The 20,648-nt window shown below is 74.5% G+C and carries 20 protein-coding genes; 10 read left to right on the top strand and 10 right to left on the bottom strand.

What is annotated here, in order from left to right; translation table 11 throughout:
* Positions 1–73: 73 nt before the first annotated feature.
* Together AB0J36_RS20745 and AB0J36_RS20750 are read left to right on the top strand one after the other, a co-directional pair.
* Positions 74–1,300: a cysteine desulfurase-like protein gene (locus AB0J36_RS20745; RefSeq protein WP_363661003.1), complete on the top strand. Its 1,227-nt coding sequence runs from the start codon at positions 74–76 to the stop codon at positions 1,298–1,300.
* Positions 1,297–1,587, top strand: a complete 291-nt coding sequence (locus AB0J36_RS20750; protein WP_363661004.1) for a GNAT family N-acetyltransferase — start codon at positions 1,297–1,299, stop codon at positions 1,585–1,587. The genes AB0J36_RS20745 and AB0J36_RS20750 overlap by 4 nt, the downstream gene beginning before the upstream one ends.
* Positions 1,588–1,589: 2 nt before the next feature.
* On the opposite strand, the gene AB0J36_RS20755 is transcribed toward AB0J36_RS20750, so the two are convergent.
* Positions 1,590–3,083, bottom strand: a complete 1,494-nt coding sequence (locus tag AB0J36_RS20755) for a glycoside hydrolase family 3 N-terminal domain-containing protein (RefSeq protein WP_363661005.1) — start codon at positions 3,081–3,083, stop codon at positions 1,590–1,592.
* Between the two features lie 210 nt (positions 3,084–3,293).
* On the opposite strand from AB0J36_RS20755, the gene AB0J36_RS20760 reads away from it, so the two are divergent.
* The 4 genes from AB0J36_RS20760 (at position 3,294) to AB0J36_RS20775 (ending at position 6,754) form a co-directional block, all read left to right on the top strand.
* Complete coding sequence (locus AB0J36_RS20760; RefSeq protein ID WP_355053401.1) at positions 3,294–3,419, top strand: hypothetical protein; 126 nt, start codon at positions 3,294–3,296, stop codon at positions 3,417–3,419.
* Between the two features lie 89 nt (positions 3,420–3,508).
* Complete coding sequence (locus AB0J36_RS20765; RefSeq protein WP_357119688.1) at positions 3,509–4,459, top strand: TIGR03557 family F420-dependent LLM class oxidoreductase; 951 nt, start codon at positions 3,509–3,511, stop codon at positions 4,457–4,459.
* A gap of 74 nt (positions 4,460–4,533) precedes the next feature.
* On the top strand, positions 4,534–6,165 hold the full coding sequence (locus AB0J36_RS20770; protein ID WP_357173456.1) for an ATP-dependent DNA helicase RecQ: 1,632 nt from the start codon (positions 4,534–4,536) through the stop codon (positions 6,163–6,165).
* Positions 6,166–6,250: 85 nt separating this feature from the next.
* The gene (locus AB0J36_RS20775) at positions 6,251–6,754 is read left to right on the top strand and encodes a hypothetical protein (protein ID WP_355053404.1); all 504 of its coding nucleotides are present in this window, start codon (positions 6,251–6,253) and stop codon (positions 6,752–6,754) included.
* Here AB0J36_RS20775 and AB0J36_RS20780 read toward each other — a convergent pair.
* Entirely contained in the window at positions 6,744–8,333 is a 1,590-nt protein-coding gene (locus AB0J36_RS20780; RefSeq protein WP_363661006.1) for an MFS transporter, read from the bottom strand. The genes AB0J36_RS20775 and AB0J36_RS20780 overlap by 11 nt on opposite strands.
* Before the next feature lie 79 nt (positions 8,334–8,412).
* On the opposite strand from AB0J36_RS20780, the gene AB0J36_RS20785 reads away from it, so the two are divergent.
* Together AB0J36_RS20785 and AB0J36_RS20790 are read left to right on the top strand one after the other, a co-directional pair.
* Positions 8,413–9,174, top strand: a complete 762-nt coding sequence (locus AB0J36_RS20785) for a TetR/AcrR family transcriptional regulator (RefSeq protein ID WP_357119698.1) — start codon at positions 8,413–8,415, stop codon at positions 9,172–9,174.
* Between the two features lie 10 nt (positions 9,175–9,184).
* Positions 9,185–10,213, top strand: coding sequence for a helix-turn-helix domain-containing protein (locus AB0J36_RS20790; RefSeq protein ID WP_357119701.1), 1,029 nt, complete (start codon positions 9,185–9,187; stop codon positions 10,211–10,213).
* A gap of 169 nt (positions 10,214–10,382) precedes the next feature.
* Here the strand turns inward: AB0J36_RS20790 and AB0J36_RS20795 are convergent, their stop codons facing one another.
* Genes AB0J36_RS20795 through AB0J36_RS20830 form a run of 8 tightly spaced genes read right to left on the bottom strand, consistent with a single transcriptional unit; the run spans position 10,383 to position 18,998 of the window.
* Positions 10,383–11,366: a DNA topoisomerase IB gene (locus tag AB0J36_RS20795; RefSeq protein ID WP_357119704.1), complete on the bottom strand. Its 984-nt coding sequence runs from the start codon at positions 11,364–11,366 to the stop codon at positions 10,383–10,385.
* Complete coding sequence (locus AB0J36_RS20800; protein ID WP_357392892.1) at positions 11,350–12,303, bottom strand: glycosyltransferase family 9 protein; 954 nt, start codon at positions 12,301–12,303, stop codon at positions 11,350–11,352. The genes AB0J36_RS20795 and AB0J36_RS20800 overlap by 17 nt, the downstream gene beginning before the upstream one ends.
* Positions 12,300–13,001, bottom strand: coding sequence for an SDR family oxidoreductase (locus AB0J36_RS20805; protein ID WP_357119707.1), 702 nt, complete (start codon positions 12,999–13,001; stop codon positions 12,300–12,302). Before AB0J36_RS20805 ends, AB0J36_RS20800 begins: the two co-directional genes overlap by 4 nt.
* Positions 12,998–14,500, bottom strand: a complete 1,503-nt coding sequence (locus AB0J36_RS20810; RefSeq protein WP_363661007.1) for a PfkB family carbohydrate kinase — start codon at positions 14,498–14,500, stop codon at positions 12,998–13,000. The genes AB0J36_RS20805 and AB0J36_RS20810 overlap by 4 nt, the downstream gene beginning before the upstream one ends.
* Before the next feature lie 16 nt (positions 14,501–14,516).
* Positions 14,517–15,197: an SIS domain-containing protein gene (locus AB0J36_RS20815; RefSeq protein ID WP_357173441.1), complete on the bottom strand. Its 681-nt coding sequence runs from the start codon at positions 15,195–15,197 to the stop codon at positions 14,517–14,519.
* Entirely contained in the window at positions 15,197–16,414 is a 1,218-nt protein-coding gene (locus tag AB0J36_RS20820) for a glycosyltransferase (protein WP_357119713.1), read from the bottom strand. The genes AB0J36_RS20815 and AB0J36_RS20820 overlap by 1 nt, the downstream gene beginning before the upstream one ends.
* Positions 16,399–17,373, bottom strand: coding sequence for a glycosyltransferase (locus tag AB0J36_RS20825; RefSeq protein WP_357119716.1), 975 nt, complete (start codon positions 17,371–17,373; stop codon positions 16,399–16,401). Before AB0J36_RS20825 ends, AB0J36_RS20820 begins: the two co-directional genes overlap by 16 nt.
* Positions 17,370–18,998: an HAD-IIIA family hydrolase gene (locus AB0J36_RS20830; protein WP_357119719.1), complete on the bottom strand. Its 1,629-nt coding sequence runs from the start codon at positions 18,996–18,998 to the stop codon at positions 17,370–17,372. Before AB0J36_RS20830 ends, AB0J36_RS20825 begins: the two co-directional genes overlap by 4 nt.
* Positions 18,999–19,198: 200 nt before the next feature.
* Between AB0J36_RS20830 and AB0J36_RS20835 the strand changes: the two genes are divergently transcribed.
* Both AB0J36_RS20835 and AB0J36_RS20840 read left to right on the top strand, forming a co-directional pair.
* Positions 19,199–19,645: an SRPBCC family protein gene (locus AB0J36_RS20835; RefSeq protein WP_357119722.1), complete on the top strand. Its 447-nt coding sequence runs from the start codon at positions 19,199–19,201 to the stop codon at positions 19,643–19,645.
* A gap of 141 nt (positions 19,646–19,786) precedes the next feature.
* A complete protein-coding gene (locus AB0J36_RS20840; protein ID WP_355053415.1) occupies positions 19,787–20,554 on the top strand; it encodes a polyprenol monophosphomannose synthase in 768 nt (255 codons plus the stop codon).
* Positions 20,555–20,648: the final 94 nt, after the last annotated feature.

The following is a 20,648-nucleotide window of genomic DNA, read 5'->3' on the forward strand; positions in this document are numbered from 1 at the left end:
CGCCAAGGGTACGAGACGTCCGCGACGACCGGGCGGGGGCGAGCGTGGCCGGCGTCCCGGCTAGGGTCCGGGCATGGCCTTCGACATCGCCCGTACCCGGGCCGCCTATCCCGCCCTGACCGAGGGCTTCGTCCACTTCGACGGCGCCGGGGGCACGCAGACCGCGGCCGGCGTGATCGACGCGGTCACCGACGCCATGCGCGCCGCCGTCGGCAATCGCAGCGCCGCCTTCACGCCCGGTCGTCGGTCGCTGGAGATGGTGGCGCAGGCCCGCTCGGCGGTCGCCGACCTGCTCGGGGCCGAGCCGGACGGGGTGGTGCTCGGGCCGAGCGCCACCGCGCTGACGTACACCCTGGCCCGTACCCTCGGCGCGACCTGGCGGCCCGGCGACCAGGTGGTGGTGTCCCGGCTCGACCACGACGCCAACGTGCGCCCGTGGGTGCAGGCCGCCGAGGCGGCCGGCGCGACGGTGCGCTGGGCCGAGTTCGACCGGCACACCGGCGAGCTGCCCAGCGGCCAGTACGCCGACCTGGTGGGCGAGCGGACCCGGCTGGTGGCGGTGACCGCCGGCAGCAACGCCATCGGCACCGTGCCGGACGTGCCGGCGATCGCCAAGATCGCACACTCGGTCGGGGCGCTGGTCTGCGTGGACGGCGTGCACTCCGTGCCGCACGGTCCGACCGACCTGACGTCGCTCGGCGCGGACGTGCTGGTCACCAGCGCGTACAAGTGGTCCGGGCCGCACCTGGCCGCGATGGTGGCCGACCCGAGCCGGTGGGCGGCGTTGCGCCCGGCGAAGCTGGTGCCGTCCGCCGACGCCGCGCCGGACCGTTTCGAGTACGGCACACCGAGCTTCCCGCTGCTGGCCGGCGTGACGGCCGCCGTGGATCACCTGGCCGCCCTGGACCCGGACGCGACCGGCGACCGCCGGGCGCGGCTGCGGTCCGGGTTGGCCGCCGCCCAGGCCCACGAGGAGGCGCTGCTGGATCGGCTGCTCGCCGGTCTCGCCGCGCGGCCCGCCGTCACGGTCTACGGCTCGCCGGCCCGGCGCTGCCCGACCGTCTCCTTCCGGGTCGCCGGGCTGTCGCCGCAGCAGACCCAGCAGGCGCTGGGCGAGGCCGGGTTCTGCCTGTCGGCCGGCGACTACTACGCCTACGAGTACTTCCAGACGATGGGTCTGCGCGACAGCGGTGGCGCGGTGCGGGCCAGCATCTACCACTACAACACGGTGGACGAGGTGGACCGGTTGCTCGCCGAACTCGACGTGCTTGCCGCCGGGGCTGGGACAATGGCCCGGTGAGCACCCTCGTCGAGGACAATCCCGCCAAGAACCGATTCGAGATCCTGGTCGACGACGCGTTGGCCGGCTTCACCGCCTACCTGCAGCGTGGCGACGACGTGCTGGTCTTCACGCACACCCAGGTGGACCCGGGCTTCCAGGGCAAGGGCGTCGGCGGCGCGCTGATCCGCGGCACCCTCGACCAGGTGCGGGACCGGGGTGGGCGGGTGGTGCCGCAGTGCCCGTTCGTGGCGGCGTTCATCGACAAGCATCCCGAGTACGCCGACCTGGTCGCCGAGCAACCGTAGCGTCAGCGGGCCCGGCCGGTCAGCACCTCGGCGGCGGCCCGCCCGCTGGCCCGGGTGGCGCCGTGGGTGGCCAGGTGCACCGCTCCGACGACCAGCTCGGGCACACCCAGCTCGACCACGACCGCGTCCGGCCGATTGGCGAGCGCTCGCCGCACCGCCGCCTGCATCCAGTCGTGCCGGTGCAGGTCACGGACGACCAGCACCAGCGGGTGGTCCCCGGCGTCGGCTCCCGGGTCGGCGGGCACGTCGGGCTCGGCGTGGCGGACCGTCGTCGTGCCGGGCAGCAGTTCGCCCAACGGCTCGCCGATGCCCCACGGGGTCTCCGCGCCGATGGCGATGTTGCGCGGCGGCTCGAACTCGACCACATGGGCGGCGCGGGTCAGGGGCAGCGCGACCGGGGCGTCCGGGCCGGTGCTGATCCGGACGGCCCGGCGGGCGGCGACCAGCCCGACGTCGGTGGCCCGGTGGGTGAGGCTCGGGCGGGCGGCGCGGGCGGCCACCGTCCAGGCGGCGAGCTGGCCGACCCGCTTGGCGGCCTCGGCGAGGCGTTCCTCGGGCAGCTCACCGGAGACGACGGCGGCCACGATGGCGTCGCGCAGTTCCCGGGCGGCGTCCTCGTCGCTGCGCTCGCCACCGACGCAGATGGCGTCGGCCCCGGCCGCGAGCGCCCGCACGGCCGCGCCCGCGAAGCCGTACCGGTCGGCGACCGCGCGCATCTCCACGGCGTCGGTCACGACCACGCCGGAGAAGCCCAACTCGTCGCGGAGCAGCCCGCCCAGGATGCGCTGGCTCAGCGTGGCCGGCAGGTCCGCGTCGAGCGCGGGCACGAGCAGGTGGCCGGTCATCACCGCCTGCGCGCCGGCCGCCACCGCGGCCCGGAACGGGGCCAGCTCGCAGGCGTCCAGGCGGGCCCGGTCGGCGGTGATGCGCGGCAGGTCGTGGTGGGAGTCGACGCGGGTGTCGCCGTGCCCGGGGAAGTGCTTGGCGCAGGCGGCCACGCCGCCACCCTGGAGGCCACGGATCCAGGCGGCGGTGTGCCGCGCGACGAGCGCCGGGTCGGCCCCGAACGAGCGGACGCCGATCACCGGGTTGGCCGGGTTGGAGTTGACGTCGGCGTCCGGGGCGTAGTCGAGGGTCACCCCGGCCGCCGCCAGCTCGATGCCGAGGTCGAGGGCGACGGCCTCGGTCAGCGCCGGGTCGTCGACCGCGCCGAGGGCGTAGTTACCCGGCCGGGAGCTGCCCCGGGCGGACTCGATCCGGGTGACGTCGCCGGCCTCCTCGTCGATCGCCACGATGACGTCCGGCCGTTCGGCGCGCAGCGTCGCGGTGAGCGCCGCCACCTGGGCGGTGTCGACGACGTTGCGGGCGAACAGCACCACCGAGCCGAGCCCTTCGCCGAGCCAGCGGCACACCCAGGGCGGCGGCGTGGTGCCGACGAAACCGGGTTGCAGGACGGCGGCTGCCAACGTCGGAAGGTGCCCGGCCGGCGCGGTCACGCCGTCGCCTCGGAACGGTCGACGTTTCCCGCCGGCGCGGTGACGCCGACCCGCTGGTTGCGCTCGCTCATGCGGCCCCGTACCCCATCTCTCGCGCGCCCTGGGCGCACCGCCCTGGGCAGGCGGTGCTGCCATGGTCACACCGAGCGATTCAATAGTCAATAAACCTTACAGTTGCCCGACGGGACCCTTCCCCGGAAGAGTGCGGGGATGGACACCGCCCCGCTGGCCGACGCCACGAGCCCGGCCGACATCCCCGGCGTACGCCTGCTCGGCCTGGTGGTCGGCGCTCTGCTGCTGCTCGCCGCGATCCGGGCCATGTTCGGTCGACGCTGAGGCGATCGGGCCCCGACCCGCCGGTGTGGCCCGCCGCGACCGGGGTACGGCTCTCCCCGACAGCAGGACCGCGCGCCGAAGGGGAAGCCATGAAGATCGGATACTTTCTGTCCAGTGAGGAGTACCCGCCGGCCGAGTTGCTGGCGCAGGCCCGTGGCGCCGAGGCGGCCGGCTTCGAGGCACTGTGGATCTCCGACCACTACCATCCCTGGGTCGACGCACAGGGGCAGAGCCCCTTCGTCTGGTCGATGATCGGCGCGCTCAGCCAGGTCTGCGCGCTACCGGTGACCACGGCGGTGACCTGCCCGACCGTACGGATCCACCCGGCCGTGATCGCCCAGGCGGCGGCGACCAGCGCGGTGCTGCACGGCGGCCGGTTCGTGCTCGGCGTCGGCACCGGCGAGGCGCTCAACGAGCACATCTTCGGCGACGCCTGGCCCTCCGCCGACGTGCGGCTGGAGATGCTCGAAGAGTCCGTCGAGGTCATCCGCGAGCTGTGGCGGGGCGACTTCGTCAACCACCGGGGCACGCACTACACGGTGGAGAACGCCCGGGTCTACACGCTGCCGGACACCCCGCCGTCGATCTACGTCTCCGGGTTCGGGCCGAAGGCCGTCGACCTGGCCGCCCGCATCGGCGACGGCTACGTGAGCACCATGCCCGACGGCGAGCTGGTCCGGCGCTTCCGGGAGAACGGCGGCGGTGACAAGCCGTGCCAGGCCGGGTTCAAGGCGGCGTACGCGGCCAGCGAGGAAGAGGGCGCACGGATCGCGTACGAGCGCTGGCCCAACGCGGGCGTGCCGGGCGAGCTGTCGCAGGTGCTGCCCTCGCCGCGCCACTTCGAACAGGCCTCCGAGCTGGTCACGCAGGACATGGTGCGGGAGTCGTTCGTCTGCGGCAACAGCGCCGACGCGCACCTGGAGATGATCGACAAGTACGCCAAGGCCGGCTTCGACGAGCTGTACGTGGCCAACACCGGCCCCCACTTCCAGGGCCTGTTCGACCTCTACCAGCGCGAGGTCCTGCCCCGCCTACGGTGAGACCTGACGCACCCGAGCCCATGATCGCAACGGAGTGTTTCGGTGGTCATGGGCTCGGGTACCTCCGGCCCTCGATGAAACTGTCCACGCACTCGATGACGTTGCGCCGCGCCGCGAAGAGCCTCTTCGGCTGGAAAGCGCTCCGGCCCAACCAGCTCGCCGCCATGCGCGCGGTGATGAAGCGACACGACGCCCTGGTGGTGTTGCCCACCGGGGCCGGCAAGTCGGCGATCTACCAGATCCCGGCCAGCCTGATCCCCGGCCCGACCGTGGTGATCTCTCCGCTGCTGGCCCTCCAGCAGGACCAGATCGCGGCGCTCAACGAGCGGCAACGTCCCGAGCTGCGGGCGGTACGGATCAGCTCGAACGAGTCGGCCGGCCAGCAGGCCGAGGCGATCGCCGAGATCCAGGCCGGGCGGGCCGAGTTCCTGTTCATCACCCCGGAGCAGTTGAGCAACCCGGACCGGATGGCCGAGGTCGCCGCGCTGAAGCCGGCGCTGGTCGCGATCGACGAGGCGCACTGCATCTCCGCCTGGGGGCACGACTTCCGGCCCGACTACCTGGCGCTGGGCCACCTCATCGAGGGCATCGGCCGACCGCCGGTGGTCGCGCTGACCGCCACCGCGTCCCCACCCGTACGCGACGACATCATCGCCCGGCTGCGGCTGCGCGACCCGGAGGTGGTGGTCTCCGGGCTGGACCGGCCCAACCTCTTCCTCGAGGTGGCACACTGCCCGACCGAGGACTACCGGTGGCGGCGGCTGATCGCCCTGCTGCGCGACGACGAACGGCCCGGGATCATCTACGTGCCGACCCGCCGCTCGGCCGAGGAGTTGGCCGAGAAGTTGACCAAGGCGGGCTTCCCGGCGCAGTTCTACCACGGTGGGATGCCCACCGGCGCGCGCAACGACCTGCACGAGGCGTTCCTCGCCGACCAGGTTCCCATCATGGTCGCCACCTCGGCGTTCGGCATGGGCATCGACAAGCCGAACATCGCCTGGGTGGTGCACACGGCGCTGCCCGACTCGCCGGACAGCTACTTCCAGGAGATCGGCCGGGCCGGGCGGGACGGGCAACCGGCCCGGGTGCTGCTGCTCTGGCGGGCCGAGGACGTGGGCCTGCAACGGTTCTTCAGCGGCGGCCTGCCGGACGAGAACGAGCTGCGGGACCTGGCCGCGCTGCTGCGCCGCAAACCGGCCACCAAGACCGAACTGCGGGAGGCCACCGGCCTGGGACCGCGCAAGCTGGGCCAGTACCTGGCGCTGCTGGAGCAGGTGGGGGCCGCCGAGCCCCGCGCCCGCCAGCGCATCGGGGCCCCGCGCTACTCTCCCGCGCCGGTCGACGCGGCGGCGGCCGCCCTGGCCGAGGCGGAACGCCAGCAGACGGTGACGCGTTCGCGTACCGACATGATGCGGGCGTTCGCCGAGACCACCGCCTGCCGGGGGCAGACCCTGCTGGCCTACTTCGGCGAGCAGATGACCGAGGTCTGCGCGCACTGCGACAACTGCCACCGGGGTACCAGCACCGCCGACGAGGGCGCGGTCGGCCCGTTCCCGGTGCACAGTCAGGTGCGGCACGGCGAGTGGGGGCGCGGCCTGGTGCTCAGCTACGAGGACGACAAGATGACGGTCCTCTTCGACGAGGTCGGGTACAAGACCCTCTCGGTGCGCGTGGTGTCCGAGCAGGGTCTGCTGACCCTCGACTAGCCTGACCCGGGCACCACACGGGCCCGGTGGATCGACTCAAGCAGCACCGATTGACCACACAGCGCAGGGCGGAAGGGGCATTGCCGTGATCGAGCAGCCGGCGTACACCGGTTTCGGTTTCTCCGACGAGGAGTGGGGGCTGCTGGTCGGCCTGCCGCAGTCGGTGCTGACCGCGGCGAGCGCCGCCGAGTCCGACGGCACCCGCCGGACCATGGCGGAGAACGCGGCCGGTCTGGAGTCCATCGGGGCGGGCCGGGAGTCGGCCAACCCCCTCGTCGCCGCCGTGGCCGGGGAGATCGTGACCCGGGTCGGCGACCCCGAAGCCGGCGAGGAGCTGCCGGTCATCGCGCCCGCCGACCCGCAGGCGTACATCGACGACGTGCTGGTGCGGGCCCGTGAGGCGGCCGTGCTGCTGGCCGCCCGGGTGGACGAGGGCGAGGCCGGCGCGTACAAGCACTGGCTGGTGACCATCGCCGACCAGGTCGTGGGCGCGGCGTCCAGCGGCGGTCTGCTGGGCCTGGGCGGCGAGTCGGTCAGCGACTCCGAGCGGCGGTTCCGCGACCGACTCGCCCAGGTGCTCAACGACTGACCGGGGCGGCGTCCGAAAGCGACGGTTCGGTCGGCTCGGCGGCCAGCGCCGCGGGGTCGGCCGGCCGGACGCCGCGCAGCGTCAGCAGCGCGGTCACCGCGCCGAGCGCCATCGCCACCATGGCGGCGAGGGCGGCGAGGTGCAGCCCGTCGGTGAAGGCGAACCGGGCCGCGTGCAGCACCGCTTCGCCGACCTCCGCCGGCAGTCCCCGGGTCACGGCGAGCGCGCCGCCCAGGGTCTCGCCGGCCGCGTCGCGGACGCCCGTCGGCAGCCCGGCCGGCAGCTCGTCCAGAACCTCCCGGTGGTAGATCGCGGCGCCCACGCTGCCCAGGATGGCCATTCCCAGCGCGCCACCCAGTTCGCTGCTGGACTCGGTCAGCGCGGAGGCGACACCGGCCTGCTCCGGCGGGGCCGCGCCGAGCACCAGCTCGGTGACGAGCGACATCACCATCACCAGGCCGCCGGCGTACACGCTCGCGCCGACGAGCAGCAGCCAGAGCGGCGTCTCGGGGGTGACCCGGGTCAGCACCGCGAAGCCGACGACGGCGATCACGAAGCCGGCCCCGATCAGGTACGCCCGCTCGACCCGCTGGGCGAGCGCGGCGGCGGCCGGGGCGACGCCGCCGACCGCGAGCGACGGTACGAGGCTCCACAGTGCCGCCCGCAGTGGACTCAGCCCGAGCACCAGTTGGAGGTGCTGGGTGGTGAAGATGGCGAACCCGACCAGGGCGAACATCGCGAGCAGGTTGACCGCCAGCGATCCCGCGAAGCCCTGCCGGCGGAACAGCGCCAGGTCGATCATGGGGTACGCCCGGGTCCGTTGCCGGTGCAGGAAGAGCGCCCCGACCAGCAGGCCGGCTACGACGGCCAGCACCCGCGCCGCGCTGACGCCGTCGCGGGCCATCTCCTTGATGCCGTAGATCACCGGCAGCAGCGTGCCGAGCGACAGCGCCGCGCTGACCAGGTCGAAGCGGCCGCGCGCCGGGTTGCGGAACTCGGGCACCAGGACCGGGGCGAGCAGGAGCAGGAGCAGCATCGCCGGGATGTTGATCAGGAAGATGGAGCCCCACCAGAAGTGCTCCAGCAGGACGCCGCTGAGCACCGGGCCGATGGCGATGCCGCCGGTGAGCGTGGCGGTCCAGATGCCGATCGCGGTGCCGCGCTGCTTGGCGTCGTGGAACATGTTGCGCACCAGGGCGAGCGTGGAGGGCATCAGGGTGGCCCCGCCGACGCCGAGCACGGCGCGCGCGGCGATCAGGGTCGCGGCGCTGTCGGCGTACGCGGCCAGCAGGGACGCCGCCCCGAAGGCGGTCGCGCCCAGCAGCAGCAGCCGACGCCGGCCGATCCGGTCACCCAGGGCGCCCATGGTGATCAGCAGCCCGGCCAGCACGAAGCCGTAGATGTCGAAGATCCAGAGTTGCTGGGTGGCGCTGGGCCGCAGCTCCTCGCTGATGAACGGGACGGCGAAGTAGAGCACCGACACGTCCATCGAGACGAGGAGCAGCGGCAACATCAGCACCGCGAATCCGATCCATTCCCGCCGGCCCGCTCGGGGCGCCGGTGCGGTCGTCGCTGTCATGAGAACTCCTTCTGCGTATGCCGTACGCTTTAATGCGTAGACCATACGCAGAACTAGGATGGCGGGGCAAGGAGGAAAAGTGGCGGAGACGAAAGACGACAGCGGCCCGGCGCTCCCGCCGGCCATCGAGAGCGCCTGGGGGCTGCGCGAGCGGGCGCCGAAGGGCCCCCGGCCGGGCCTCACCGTGTCCGGCATCGTCGACGCGGCCATCCGGGTCGCCGACGCCGACGGGCTGGCCGCCGTGTCGATGGGCCGGGTGGCCAAGGAGCTGGGCGCCGCCACCATGGCCCTCTACCGGCACGTCGGCTCGAAGGACGACCTGCTGACGCTCATGGTGGACGCCGGCTACGGCCCCTCACCGGGCCCGGCCGCGCCGGACGACGACTGGCGTGCCGGCCTGACCCGCTGGGCCTGGGCCGAACACGACGTCCTGCGACAGCGCCCGTGGCTGCTGCACATTCCGATCGCCGGGCCGCCCGTCACACCCCAGCAGCTCGGCTGGATGGAGGACGGGCTGGGTTGTCTCGACGGCACCCCGTTGCCGGAGGGCGCGAAGATGTCGATCCTTCTGCTGGTCACCGGATACGTGCGCAACGAGGCGATGCTCACCAACCAGATCGCCGAGGGCAGCCGGGCCGCCGGTGTCGAGCCGGGCGACATGATGCCGGCGTACGGCGCGATGCTGGCGCGACTGATCGACCCGGCCCGCTTCCCCGCGCTGACCCGGGTGCTCGACGCCGGCGTCCTCGACCAGGACGATGATCCGGACGACGAGTTCACGTTCGGCCTCGACCGGATCCTCGACGGCGTCGAGGCCCTGATCGCCCGCCGGACGGCGTGAGGGGGCGCGGGTGCTGGCCAGGAACACCATCGACACGACCGTCCTGCCGCCCGCCGAGCGGTTCGGGATGTGGCTGGACCTGGTGGCGCGCACGTCCGTGCCGTTGCGGATGGAGTCCCCGTACGCCGACGACTTCGCCGCCCGGGCCGAATTCATCGACCTCGGCGCGATCCAACTGGTCAGCTACCAGTACCCCTCACTCGATGCCACCCGCAAGCTGATCCGACAGTCGGACCCGGAGCTGTACATCCTCGCCTTCACCACCAGCGGGGTCGGCACGTCCAGCCAGGACGGTCGACGCAGCGACATCCTGGCCGGCGAGTTCACCTTCTACGACGCCTCGCGCCCGCACGACGTCTGCCACCACGCGAGCGAGCCGGGCCGGACCCGGGCCACCTCGATCACGACGGTGATCCCGCACTCCGCGCTCCCGCTGCCGCCAAAGCGGATGGCCGCGCTCTACGGCGGGCGGATGTCCGGCAGCGAGGGGCTCGGGGCGCTGCTGGCGCAGTTCCTGATCCAGGTGACCGGCCACCCCGAGCAGTACCACGCCGCCGACGCCGGCCGGCTCGGCACGGTGGGCCTCGACCTGGCCACCACCCTGCTCGGCCGGAACCTGGTCGCCGAGGACGCGGTGCCGACCGAGGTCCGCCGCCGTGCGCTGATCACCCAGGTGCAGGCGTACGTCCACCGTCACCTGGGCGACGCCACGCTGGGCCCGCAGACCATCGCGGACGCCCACCACATCTCGCTGCGGACGCTGCACCGCCTGTTCGAGGCCGAGAACACCACCGTGGCGGCGTACATCCGCGACCTTCGGCTGGCCCGGTGCCGGCGCGACCTCACCGACCCGGCGCTGCGGGCCCAGCCGGTGCAGGTCATCGCGGCACGCTGGGGGTTCGGCGACAAGGCCCACTTCAGCCGGGCGTTCCGGGCGGCGTACGGGGTGAGCCCGCAGGCGTGCCGCGACGGCGATCCGGTTACGGCACGGGACGTCAACGACCTGGCGTCCAGAGTCAACTCGGGCCAGGCAGACTGACAACCGACGCGGCAGAGGCGGCGCCCGCGTACCCCGGGGCCCGCATTGGCCGCGAACGGGGGCCGTGGCGAGGCGCCCGCCGTGGCGCGCGGCGGGCGGCCGCCCGGTGTCGCCCCCGGCCGAGGCTCCGGCCCCGTCGCTTCCCCCCCAGGATCGTCGGCGGGGCCGGTCAGGCCTTCTCCAGCAGCTCCAACACGACCCGCTCGATCTCCTCGCGGGGGGCGCTCGGGTCGACCGGCACCACCACCCCGTCGTGGTAGAGGTCGACGACCCTCGGGTCCACGTAGGACGTGCGCGCCACGGTCGGGGTGTTGCCCAGCAGCTCCGCCACCGCCCGCATCACCGCGGCCACCGCCCTGCGCCGGGCGGTGACCGAGCGGGCCGGGTCGGCGGCGGCCAACTCCGCCGCCGCGCGCACCGTGGCGTGCCAGGTGCGGAAGTCCTTGGCGGTCATCTCGCCGCCGCTGGCGTCGCGCAGGTAGCCGTTGACCTCGTCGCTGCGCACGTCCCGCCACTGGAGGCCGTCCCAGTAGCCGAACAGCCGGTCCGCCCTGCGGCGACGCCGACGCAGGTTGACCAGCACCTCGCACAGCTGTGGGTCCTCGATCCGGCGCACCTGCTCGATACCGCCCTTGGCGGGGAACTCGAAGACCACGCAGTCGCCCCGGCGTCGCGCGTGCTCCGGGCGCAGGGTCGACACCCCGAACGTCGGATCGTCACCGGCCGCGTACTGGTCACTGCCGACCCGGAACATCCCCATGTCGAGCAGGCGGGCCACGGTGGCCAGCACCCGATCGCGGTTCAGTCCCCGCCCGACGAGGTCCTGCCCCACCCGCTCGCGCAACGTCGGCAGCCGTCGGGCCACCTCCAGCATGTGGTCGAACTTCGCCGCGTCCTGCTTCTCCCGCCACACCGGGTGGTAGAGGTACTGCTTGCGTCCGGCCGCGTCGACGCCGGTGGCCAGGATGTGTCCGTTCGCGTGCGGCGCGATCCACACGTCCTGCCAGGCCGGCGGGATCACCAGGTCGTTCAGCCGCGCCCGGATGGCCGGATCGCGCACGACGGCGCCGCTGGGATCGACGAAGGTCCAGCCCTTGCCGCGCCGGCGTCGCCCGTAGCCGGGCCGAGCCGGGTCGCTACGCCGTAACCGCACCGGAGACCCGCACCGCTCTCTCCACCTCGTTCACCGCAGCCAGCACCTCGTCCAGCGGCAGAGCCGTCAGTGTCGGGTGGGTTCCTACCCCGTCCCACCTGGGCCAATCCCCCTCGCCGGCCCAGAGCGCCCGGTGGCGGGGCCGGTCCGGCGGCGGCCCCCACGCCGCCGGGGGCACCGGCCCGAAGAGCACCACCGAGGCGGTCCCGTACGCGGTCGCCAGGTGCGCCACACCGGTGTCCCCGCTGACCACCAGCCGCGCGTCGGCGACCAGCGCGGCCAGCGCGCCGAGGTCGGTCCGGCCCGCCAGCACGGCGGCCGGCGGCAGACCGGACGCCTCGGCCACCCGCTCGGCCAACCCGCGTTCGTCGGTCGAGCCGGTGACCAGCACGCGGTGCCCCCGCTCCCGCAGCGTCCGGGCCAACGCCGCGAACCGCTCGGCCGGCCACCGCTTGGCGGGGACGTTGCTGCCCGGATGCAGCAGGGTCGCGCCGACCGGCAGGCCGGCCGGGTCGGGCCGGCGCAGGCCCAGGTCACGGCGGTCGGCCGGGATGTCGTACCAGGAGAGCAGCCGGCACCAACGGTCCACCTCGTGCTCGTCGTCGCGCCAGCGCGGACCGTCGCCGAAACCGGCGTCGGCGTTGGCGAAGGCGACGAGCCGCCCGGGACGGGCGGCGGCCAGCAGTCGGTGCGACTGCGGCCCACGCCCGTGCAGGTTCACCGCGATCTCCGGCGCACGGCCCGGCCGCAGCGGCCCGTCCAGCCCGGTGGTGTCCACCAGCTCGTCGACGCCGCCGATCAGGTCGACCAGCGGGGCCAGGCCGCCGGGCGCGGCGAGCGCCAGCTCGTGATGCGGGTACGCGGCCCGCAGCGCCCGCAGCGCGGGCACCGCGGTGACCAGGTCGCCGACGCCGAGGGCGCGCAGCACGAGGATCACGGGTACGACGTCTCCTGCTCGGCGCACACCACCATCTCCCGCACCGCGCAGCCGGGCGGCTGTTGGAGCGCGAACATGATCGCCGCGGCCGTGTCGGCGGGGTCGTTGAGGATGGCGTCCGGACCCGGCCTGTACTGCGGATCGCGTTCGTCGAAGAACGCGGTGCGCATGCCACCGGGGATGAGCAGGGTGACACCGACCTGACCGGCCAGCTCGGCGGCCAGCGCACGGGTGAACCCGACGACGCCGAACTTCGCCGCGCAGTACGCGGTGGCATCGCTGACCGCCTTCACGCCCAGGGTCGAGGCGACCGTGACGATGCGCCCGGCGGAGGTCTGCAGGAACGGGAGCGCGGCCCGGATCACCGCGGCCGTGGCCAGCAGGTCCACCATGACGATCCGGTCCCACGTCTCCCCCGGCACGTCGGCGAGCCGGCCCGGCACGTCCACACCGGCGGCCGTCACCACGGCGTCCAGGCCACCGGCCTGCTCGGCGAGGTGCCGGGTGGCCACCTCGGCGGCGCGGGTGTCGGCGAGGTCGCACTCGGTCCAGTCCACGCCGTCGACCGGCGGCTGCCGGTCCAGCACGAGTGGACGGCCACCGGCGGCGGCCACCGCCGCGACCACCGCCGCGCCGAGCCCGCTGGAACCGCCGGTGACCAGGACGGCGGGTCCGGCGTCGGGTCGTGTGGCGGTCATCGGGTCCGCTCCCCTGTGGTCGTGACCGGGACGGCGATGCCGACCGGCTGTGGCGGCCCGCTGTCGGTGCCGAGGGCCGGTCCGGCGGCGGCGCGCGCGATGAGGTCGCTGGTGGAGCGGCCGTCCAGGTACGGCACCACCACCGTGTTCCCGCCCCACCGACGCAGCACTTCCGCCTCGGGCAGCGTGGCCTCGTCGCCGACACCGCTCGCGTAGTCGCCGCCCTTGACCCAGACGTCCGGGCGTACCCAGGACAGCACCGCCTCGGGCGTCGGCTCGTCGAAGATGAGGACGGCGTCGACGCAGCTCAGAGCGGCCAGCAGCCGGGCGCGGTCGCCCTCGGGCAGCACGGGTCGCTGCGGCCCCTTCAACCCGGCGACGCTGGCGTCGGAGTTCACGCAGACGATCAGGCAGTCGCCGAGCTGCCGGGCGGCCTGCAGGGTGGCCAGGTGCCCGGCGTGCAACAGGTCGAAGCAGCCTCCGGTGGCCACCACCGTGCCGCCCGCGCTGCGTACCTCGGAAAGGAGCGCGGCGACGGCCGCGACACCCACCCGCTCGGCGCCGACGCCGGGCCGGCGGGCGCCGCGCACGCTCACCACGTCGGTGGGGGGCGGCAGGGCCGTGGCCACTCCCCCACCCGCCACGTACGTGGCGGCCTCGGCGACGGCCGCCTGCACCGCCTCGGAGACGAGCGCGCCCTGGGCCAGCGCGAGGCTCGCGGCGGCGGCGAAGCGGTCGCCCGCCCCGCAGGTGTCGCCCTCGGCGCTGCCCGATGTGGGCACCACCAGCGGCGTCGATCCGGCGTGGCAGAGCAACGCGCCGTCCCCGCCCAACGTCACCGCGACGGCGCCCGCCCGCCACCGGCGACGCAGCCCCTGCGCACCCTGGGAGGCGGCGGCGATCCGGGACGCGCCGGGCAGTGTCGGGACCAGTTCGCGCACCTCCGACTCGTTCGGCGTGGCCAGGTGCACGCCGGGTACCGCGGCCGGCCCGCGCGGGTGCGGGTCCCAGACGACCGGCGCGCGGGTGGCGGCCAGCGCGGCGCGCAGCGCGGGCTGGCGGGCGACGCCCCGGCCGTAGTCGCTGACCAGCACCGCCGACGCGGCGGCGAGCACCCGCAGCACCTCGTCGGAGGGCTGGCCCGGCTCACCGGAGGGGCCGCCCCGGTCGTGGCGCAGCAGCACCCGACCCCGGGCCCGCAGCCGGATCTTCTCCGGCGTCGCGCCGGCGAGGGCCAGCGGGTAGACCCGCACGCCGGCGGCGGCCAGCAGCGCGCTGAGCCGCGCGCCCCCGGCGTCGTCGGCGAGCGCGGTGACCAGCACCACGTCGGCGCCCTGCGCGGCGGCGAAGACCGCCGCGAGGCCCGCGCCGCCGGGCCGGTCGACGGCCGAGGTCTCGTCGAGCACCGGCACCGGGGAGTCCGGGCAGAGGCGGTTCACCACCCCTTCCACGTCCCGGTCGAGCAGGGTGTCCCCGACGACCACCACGGGTCCCCTCACGCCTACCTCCTCATGCTCACGCGTCGATCTGCTGTGCGGTCGGGCCGTCGAGCACGACCTCGACCCCGGTGCGTACCGGCTCGGACGCGAGCCGACCGGTCGTCGCGGGCTCCACGGCGGCCAGCGCCGCGGGCAGTTCCTTCTCGAGGTACTCGCAGATCAGGTGACTGGTGACGAGATGCAGCTCCTGGACGACCTGGGTGTCGGCCGACGACACGGCGAGCGCCTCGTCGCAGGCGTCCGCGAGGGGATTGGGCGCGGGTCCGGTGAGCGCCCAGGAGGTGAGCCCGGCGTCGCGCGCCGCGTGCGCGGCGCTGAGCAGGTTGCCGCTGACGCCGCTGGTGCTGAGCAGCAGCAGCACGTCGCCGGGTCGGCCGTGGGCGCGGACCTGACGGGCGTAGACGTCGGCGTAGCCGTAGTCGTTGGCGATGGCGGTCACCGCGCTGGTCTCGGCGTGCAGGGCGATCGCCGACAGGGGCTGGCGGTCGTCGCGCAGCTTGCCCACCAGCTCGGCGGTGAGGTGCTGGGCCTCGGCGGCGCTACCGCCGTTGCCGGCGACGAGCAGTCGTCCGCCGCCGGCCAGCCGGTGCGCCAGGTGCGCGCCCCAGCGCGCCAACTGCGGTTCACACCGGCGGTACGGGTCCAGTGCGGCGGCGAGGTTGGTCAGGTGCTCCTCGAGCGGGCTGACCGTCGCCATCAGGCCACCACCCGGGTCGGCCGGCGTACGGCGGCGACCTCGTTGTAGACCTCGGCGAGGCGTTCGGCGGTGGCCTCCCAGGAGTAGCGCGACCGGGCCCGCTCGCGGGCCGCCGTGGCGTACCGGAAGCGGCGGATCCGGTCGTCGAGCAGTCCCCGGATCGCGGCGGCGAGGGCGTTGGGGTCGCGGGCCGGCACGAGGTCACCGGTCGTACCGTCGACGACGGTGTCGCGGATGCCGCCCACGGCGGTGCCGACGACCGGCACGCCGCACGCCATCGCCTCCAGCGGGGTCAGGCCGAACGGCTCGTACCAGGGGGCGGCGACCAGCAGGTCCGCGGAGCGGTACCAGCGGCCCATCTCCTCGCGGGGCACCGCGCCGACCAGGTGTACCCGGTCGGCGACCCCGCACGACTCGGCGAGGGCCCGCAGCCGCCGGGCGTACGGGTCGGTCTCCAGCAGCCCCTCGGGCGGTCCACCCACCACGACGCACTCCGCGTCGGGCACCAGCGCCATCGCGCGGACGACCGTCTGGAAGCCCTTGCGCTCGACCAGCCGGCCCACGGTGAGGATGCGGGCGCGGCCCGGCTCCCGGTCGGCGGCCGGCCCGAGCGGGGCGAACGAGGCGAGGTTGACGCCGGAGGGCACGACCACCATGCGGTTCCGGGGCACCCCCATCCGGACCAGCTCGCCGACCTCGTCGCGGCACTGGGCGACCACCCGGTCCACCGAGCGGCCCAGCTCCCGCTCGTAGGCGATGCGCCGGGCCGGGCTGGTGTCCTGCACGCCCTGGTGGCGGCGCTTGACCGTGCCCAGCGCGTGGTACGTCTGCACCACCGGCACGCCGGCCTGCCGGCCGGCGGTCAACGCGGCGAGGCCGCTCATCCAGAAGTGCGCGTGGATCACCTCGGGCGTCCAGTCCCCGCCCCGCCACCGCTCGACGAGCCACCGGCTGAACTCGCGCATGTGCGGCAGCAGCGCGTCCTTCGCGAGCGGCTCGGCCGGGCCGGCGGGCACGTGCACCACGTCGTACCCGTCCGGGGCGCGGACGGTCACCGGCAGGTCGAGGGCGTCGCGGCGGGTGTAGACCCGTACGTCGTGCCCGGCGGCGACGAGCGCGGCGGACAACTCGGCCACGTGCGTGTTCTGGCCGCCGGCGTCCTCCCCTCCGAGGATGGCGAGCGGGCTGGCGTGCTCCGAGATCATCGCGATCCGCATACTTCCTCCTCCAGCAGCCGGTCCCAGTCAGCGAGGAAACGGTCGAGGCCGTACCTGTCGCGCGCGGCGGCCTGGGCCGCCACGCCGGCCTGGCGTGCGGCCGCCGGCTCGGCGATGAACCGGCGGGCGGCGTCGAGCAGGACGTCCATCCGGGTGGCGAGGGCCCCCGCCTCCGGGGGCACGGCGGTGACCGCCTCGGTGGTGGCGAGCGCGACGACCGGCATGCCGATCGCCATCGCCTCGATGAGGCTGAGCCCCAGGCTGGTCCAGCGGCACAGGTGCAGGTACGCACGCCGGCGGGCCAGTTCGGCGTGCATCCGGTCCTGCGGGACGTCGTCGTGGCTGGTGAGCCGGTCGGCGGGCAGTCCGAGGTGGTCGGCGAGGCCCGCGACGCCCATGCCGAACACGTCCAGGGGCGCGATCTCGGCGAACTGCGGCAGCAGGTCGGTGCCGGTGACCCGTCCCCGCCGCACCGGCTCGTTGATCACGACGGCGAGCCGGTCGAGTTCGCCCGTGTACGACACGGCCGGCGCGACGATGCCGTGGTCGACGACGCCGGTGCGGGTCGCGCCGGTGTCCCAGAAGATCTGGTTGAACCCGGTGACGTGGGCGACGAGCAGGTCATCACGGTCGGCCATCGGGTGCCGGGTGTTGGGGACGTCGCCCTTGGGCGTGTTGTGCTCCACGTAGATGGCGGGCAGGTCGCGACCCGGACGCCGGCCCAGCCACTGCTCGGCCAGGTCGATCTCCTCGGGGCGTTGCAGGACGACCACGTCGACGTCGGCGTCCGGCAGGTCGTCGGGGGCCACCTCGACGGCGCTGTCCGGCCACGGATACGTCCGCGCCCGGCCGAGGCCGTACGGACCCCGGTCGGGCGTGGTGGGGATCAGGTAGCGGTGACTGCCGTGCACGAAGGACGTCGTCCAGGAGCCGTGCACGTGCCAGAGCAGGATGTTCATCGGACGCCACCACCGCTGGCGGTCAGGGTCCGTACCGCCTCGACCACCTCGGCCGGGTCGACGCCGCTCAGGCACGGGTGGCCGGGGACCGGGCAGGCCGCCGCCCGGGTGTCACGGCAGGGCGCGCTCGCGTCGCCGAGCCGGACGGTGGGCACCCGGTAGGGACCCCACTGCCCGAAGGGGACGGTCGGCGCGAACAGGCTCACCACCGGTACGCCGGCGGCAGCGGCCAGGTGCGCGGGCCCGGTGTTGCCGACCACCACGGCGGCGGCGTCGGCGACGAGCGCGGCCAGTCCGGCCAGGTCGGTCGTACCGCCCAGGTCGGTGCCGCCCGCCGCCGCGACCCGGGCGGTCACCGTCCGCTCGTCGGGCCCGCCGGTGACCAGCACGCGATGCCCGGCCGCGCTGAGCGCCCCGGCGATGCGGGCGGCCAGCTCGGTCGGGCAGGCCCGGCTCGACGCGGCCGAGCCCGGGTGCAGCACCACGTAGCCGGGGTCACCGACAGCGGCCGGGCGGGACGCCACGGCGTCGTCGCGGAGCCGCAGCACGGGTTCGTCGCCGGCCGGCAACCGGTGACCGGCTGCGGCGGCGAGGGAGAGCGCCCGCTCGGGTTCGGGGACACCCGCCGGCACCCGGTGGCGGATGTCCACCAGCGCGCCCGGGTAGTCGTCGCTGATCGCGGCGATCCGGGTGATCCCGGCCATCCGCAGCAGCAACGCCAGCGGCAGGGCCGACTGGTGGAACGAGGTGAACACCACCGCCTCGTCCGCGCCGACGGCGGCGAGCCGGGCGGTCAGGCGTCGCATGTCGTCCGGGTCGACGGGCGTCGGCGCGGGGTCGATCCACGGCAGTGGGTGCTCGATGATCTCGTCGACGCCGGGCAGCAGCTCGGCGGCGGCACGCCCACGTGGTCCGCAGAGCAGCACCACCCGTCGCGCGCCGGCCGCGACGGCCCGGATCGCCGGCCCGGTGACGAGCACGTCCCCGGCCGAGTCGGAGCGCACCACCAGCGCGGTGCCCACTGCGTCGGCGGTTCGCGCGGGCTGCATGGCCCGCTGGCGGCGCAGGATCTCGTCGACCGCGGACGGCAGGTCCGGCGCCACCCAGCCGGCGGCGGCGATCTCCTCCGGGCGGGTCACCGGCGTGGGCACCAGCACCCCGGCCGCTCCGGCGGCCAGCGCCGCGCCCACGTCACGGCCGATGTCGCCCACCAGCACGCAGCGCGACGCGCTCGTGCCCAACTGCCGGGCGGCGGCGTGCACCAGGCCGGGCGACGGCTTGCGGCAGTCGCAGCCGTCGGCGTCGTCGTGCGGGCAGACCAGCCAGGCGTCGAAGCCGCCCAGCAGCTCCTCGACGCGGGCGTGTACCGCCCGCATCTGCGCCTCGTCGAAGTAGCCCCGGGCCAGGCCGGACTGGTTGGTCACCACCGCGAGGCGCAGACCGGCGGCCCGCAGTCGGTCCAGCGCCGCGCGGACGCCCGGCAGCGGGCGTACCTTCTCCGGGTCGCCGTTGTACGGCACGTCCTCGATCAGGGTGCCGTCGCGGTCGAGCAGCACCGCGTCGTACAGGACGCCACCGTGCGGTGCGGCAGGCCCGCGACCAACCCGGCCAGCACCGGCGTACACCCGGGCTGACCTGCGCTGATACGGATCCTCCTGGTCCTGTCGCACAGCCGGCGGGTTCCCGGCGCCCGAAGGAGTAAACGTCGTCGTCGGCGCCGTGGGCCAACGCCACCGGCGGTGCCCCGGTCGGCCTTACCCGCCGCCCGGAAGAAGCTAACCCGCCGGCTCGTTAGCCTCCGTCACCGCAGGGGTATGGGAGTCCAGTGGCGATAGTGGAGAAAGTGATCGACGCTCCCCCGCAGCAGGTGTTCGACGTGCTGGCCGACGGGTGGACGTACAGCGACTGGGTGGTCGGTACGGCGCACGTGCGCGACGTGGACGACGCGTGGCCCCGGGTGGGCAGCCAACTGCACCACCGGGCCGGCCCGTGGCCGTTCTCGTTGCAGGACGCCTCGACGGTGCTGGTGTGCGAGCCGCCGCACCGGCTGGTGCTGCGCGCCGGGCTGTGGCCGGCCGGGGAGGCGATCGTCGCGTTCACCCTGGAACCGGTCGACGGGAGCGCCACCCGCGTCCGGCTCGGTGAGGACTTCGCGGCCGGTCCGCTGCGCTGGGTCCGGAACAAGGCCAACGACCTCGTGCTGCACCTGCGCAACCGGGAGACGCTGGCCCGGCTCTCCGACATCGCCACCCGGCAGAGGGGCCCGCAGTGACGCGGACGGTGGTGCGCCGCCGCCCGCGCTGAGCGCGCCGCCACCTGCGGGGGGCCGGACCCACGGGGAGCCTTTTCAATCCGGGTCGGGCAACTGGCTACCCTCTGGGGTAGCCGTGTCCGCAAACCGAGGATGTCCGACATGATCGAGCCCGTCCAGCTGCCGTCGCCGTGGCGAGACGTACACCTGACAGTCGTCGTGCCCACCTACAACGAGGCGGGCAACCTGCCGGCGCTGGTCGAGCGGCTGCTCGCGCTGCCGCTGCCGGGGCTGCGCATCCTCGTCGCCGACGACAACTCCCCCGATGGCACCGGCGAGGTGGCCGACAAGCTGGCCATCGAGTACCCGGAGCGGATCGAGGTGATGCACCGGGCCGGCAAGGAGGGCCTGGGTCGGGCGTACGTCGACGGGATGACCCGGGCGCTCGAGGGCGGGGCCGAGTTCGTGGCGCAGATGGACGCCGACCTGTCGCACCCGCCGGAGGCGCTGCCCGGGATGCTGGGCGCGCTGCTCTCCACCCAGGCGGGCGTGGTGATCGGTTCCCGGTACGTGCCGGGCGGCGAGCTGGACGAGAACTGGCCGCTGTACCGCCGCGCGCTCAGCGGCTGGGCGAACCTCTACGTGCACACGCTGCTGCGGGTGCGCATCCGCGACCTGACCGCCGGCTTCAAGATCTGGCGGGCCGACGCGCTGAAGGACATCGGCCTGCACCGGGTGCAGTCCAACGGCTACAGCTTCCAGGTGGAGATGCACTACCTGGCCACCAAGCTGGGGCACACCATCCTGGAGGTCCCGATCCGCTTCGAGGAGCGGCGTGACGGCGTCTCCAAGATGACCACCGCGACCAAGGTCGAGAGCGCCCTGATGCCGTTCCGCCTACGCAGCAAGCACCGCAACATCACCCCCTGACCCCCCCTAACCCCCTCCCCCCCCCCCCGGCCGCCGGGCGCGGCGCGCGGGGCCGGGGCGGCACCCCGCCCCCGCCCCGCCGCGCGCGGGGAGG

It is taken from the genome of Micromonospora sp. NPDC049662, from assembly GCF_040675055.1.
Taxonomy (GTDB): Bacteria; Actinomycetota; Actinomycetes; order Mycobacteriales; family Micromonosporaceae; genus Micromonospora.

What these genes read in the sequence shown, in the direction of transcription:
- AB0J36_RS20760 (WP_355053401.1), top strand. Translation starts at nt 3,294, where the DNA reads ATGGACACCGCCCCGCTGGCCGACGCCACGAGCCCGGCCGACATCCCC.
- AB0J36_RS20780 (WP_363661006.1), bottom strand. Translation starts at nt 8,333, where the DNA reads ATGACAGCGACGACCGCACCGGCGCCCCGAGCGGGCCGGCGGGAATGG.
- AB0J36_RS20745 (WP_363661003.1), top strand. Translation starts at nt 74, where the DNA reads ATGGCCTTCGACATCGCCCGTACCCGGGCCGCCTATCCCGCCCTGACC.
- AB0J36_RS20825 (WP_357119716.1), bottom strand. Translation starts at nt 17,373, where the DNA reads ATGAACATCCTGCTCTGGCACGTGCACGGCTCCTGGACGACGTCCTTC.
- AB0J36_RS20770 (WP_357173456.1), top strand. Translation starts at nt 4,534, where the DNA reads ATGAAACTGTCCACGCACTCGATGACGTTGCGCCGCGCCGCGAAGAGC.
- AB0J36_RS20765 (WP_357119688.1), top strand. Translation starts at nt 3,509, where the DNA reads ATGAAGATCGGATACTTTCTGTCCAGTGAGGAGTACCCGCCGGCCGAG.
- AB0J36_RS20815 (WP_357173441.1), bottom strand. Translation starts at nt 15,197, where the DNA reads ATGGCGACGGTCAGCCCGCTCGAGGAGCACCTGACCAACCTCGCCGCC.
- AB0J36_RS20820 (WP_357119713.1), bottom strand. Translation starts at nt 16,414, where the DNA reads ATGCGGATCGCGATGATCTCGGAGCACGCCAGCCCGCTCGCCATCCTC.
- AB0J36_RS20805 (WP_357119707.1), bottom strand. Translation starts at nt 13,001, where the DNA reads ATGACCGCCACACGACCCGACGCCGGACCCGCCGTCCTGGTCACCGGC.
- AB0J36_RS20840 (WP_355053415.1), top strand. Translation starts at nt 19,787, where the DNA reads ATGATCGAGCCCGTCCAGCTGCCGTCGCCGTGGCGAGACGTACACCTG.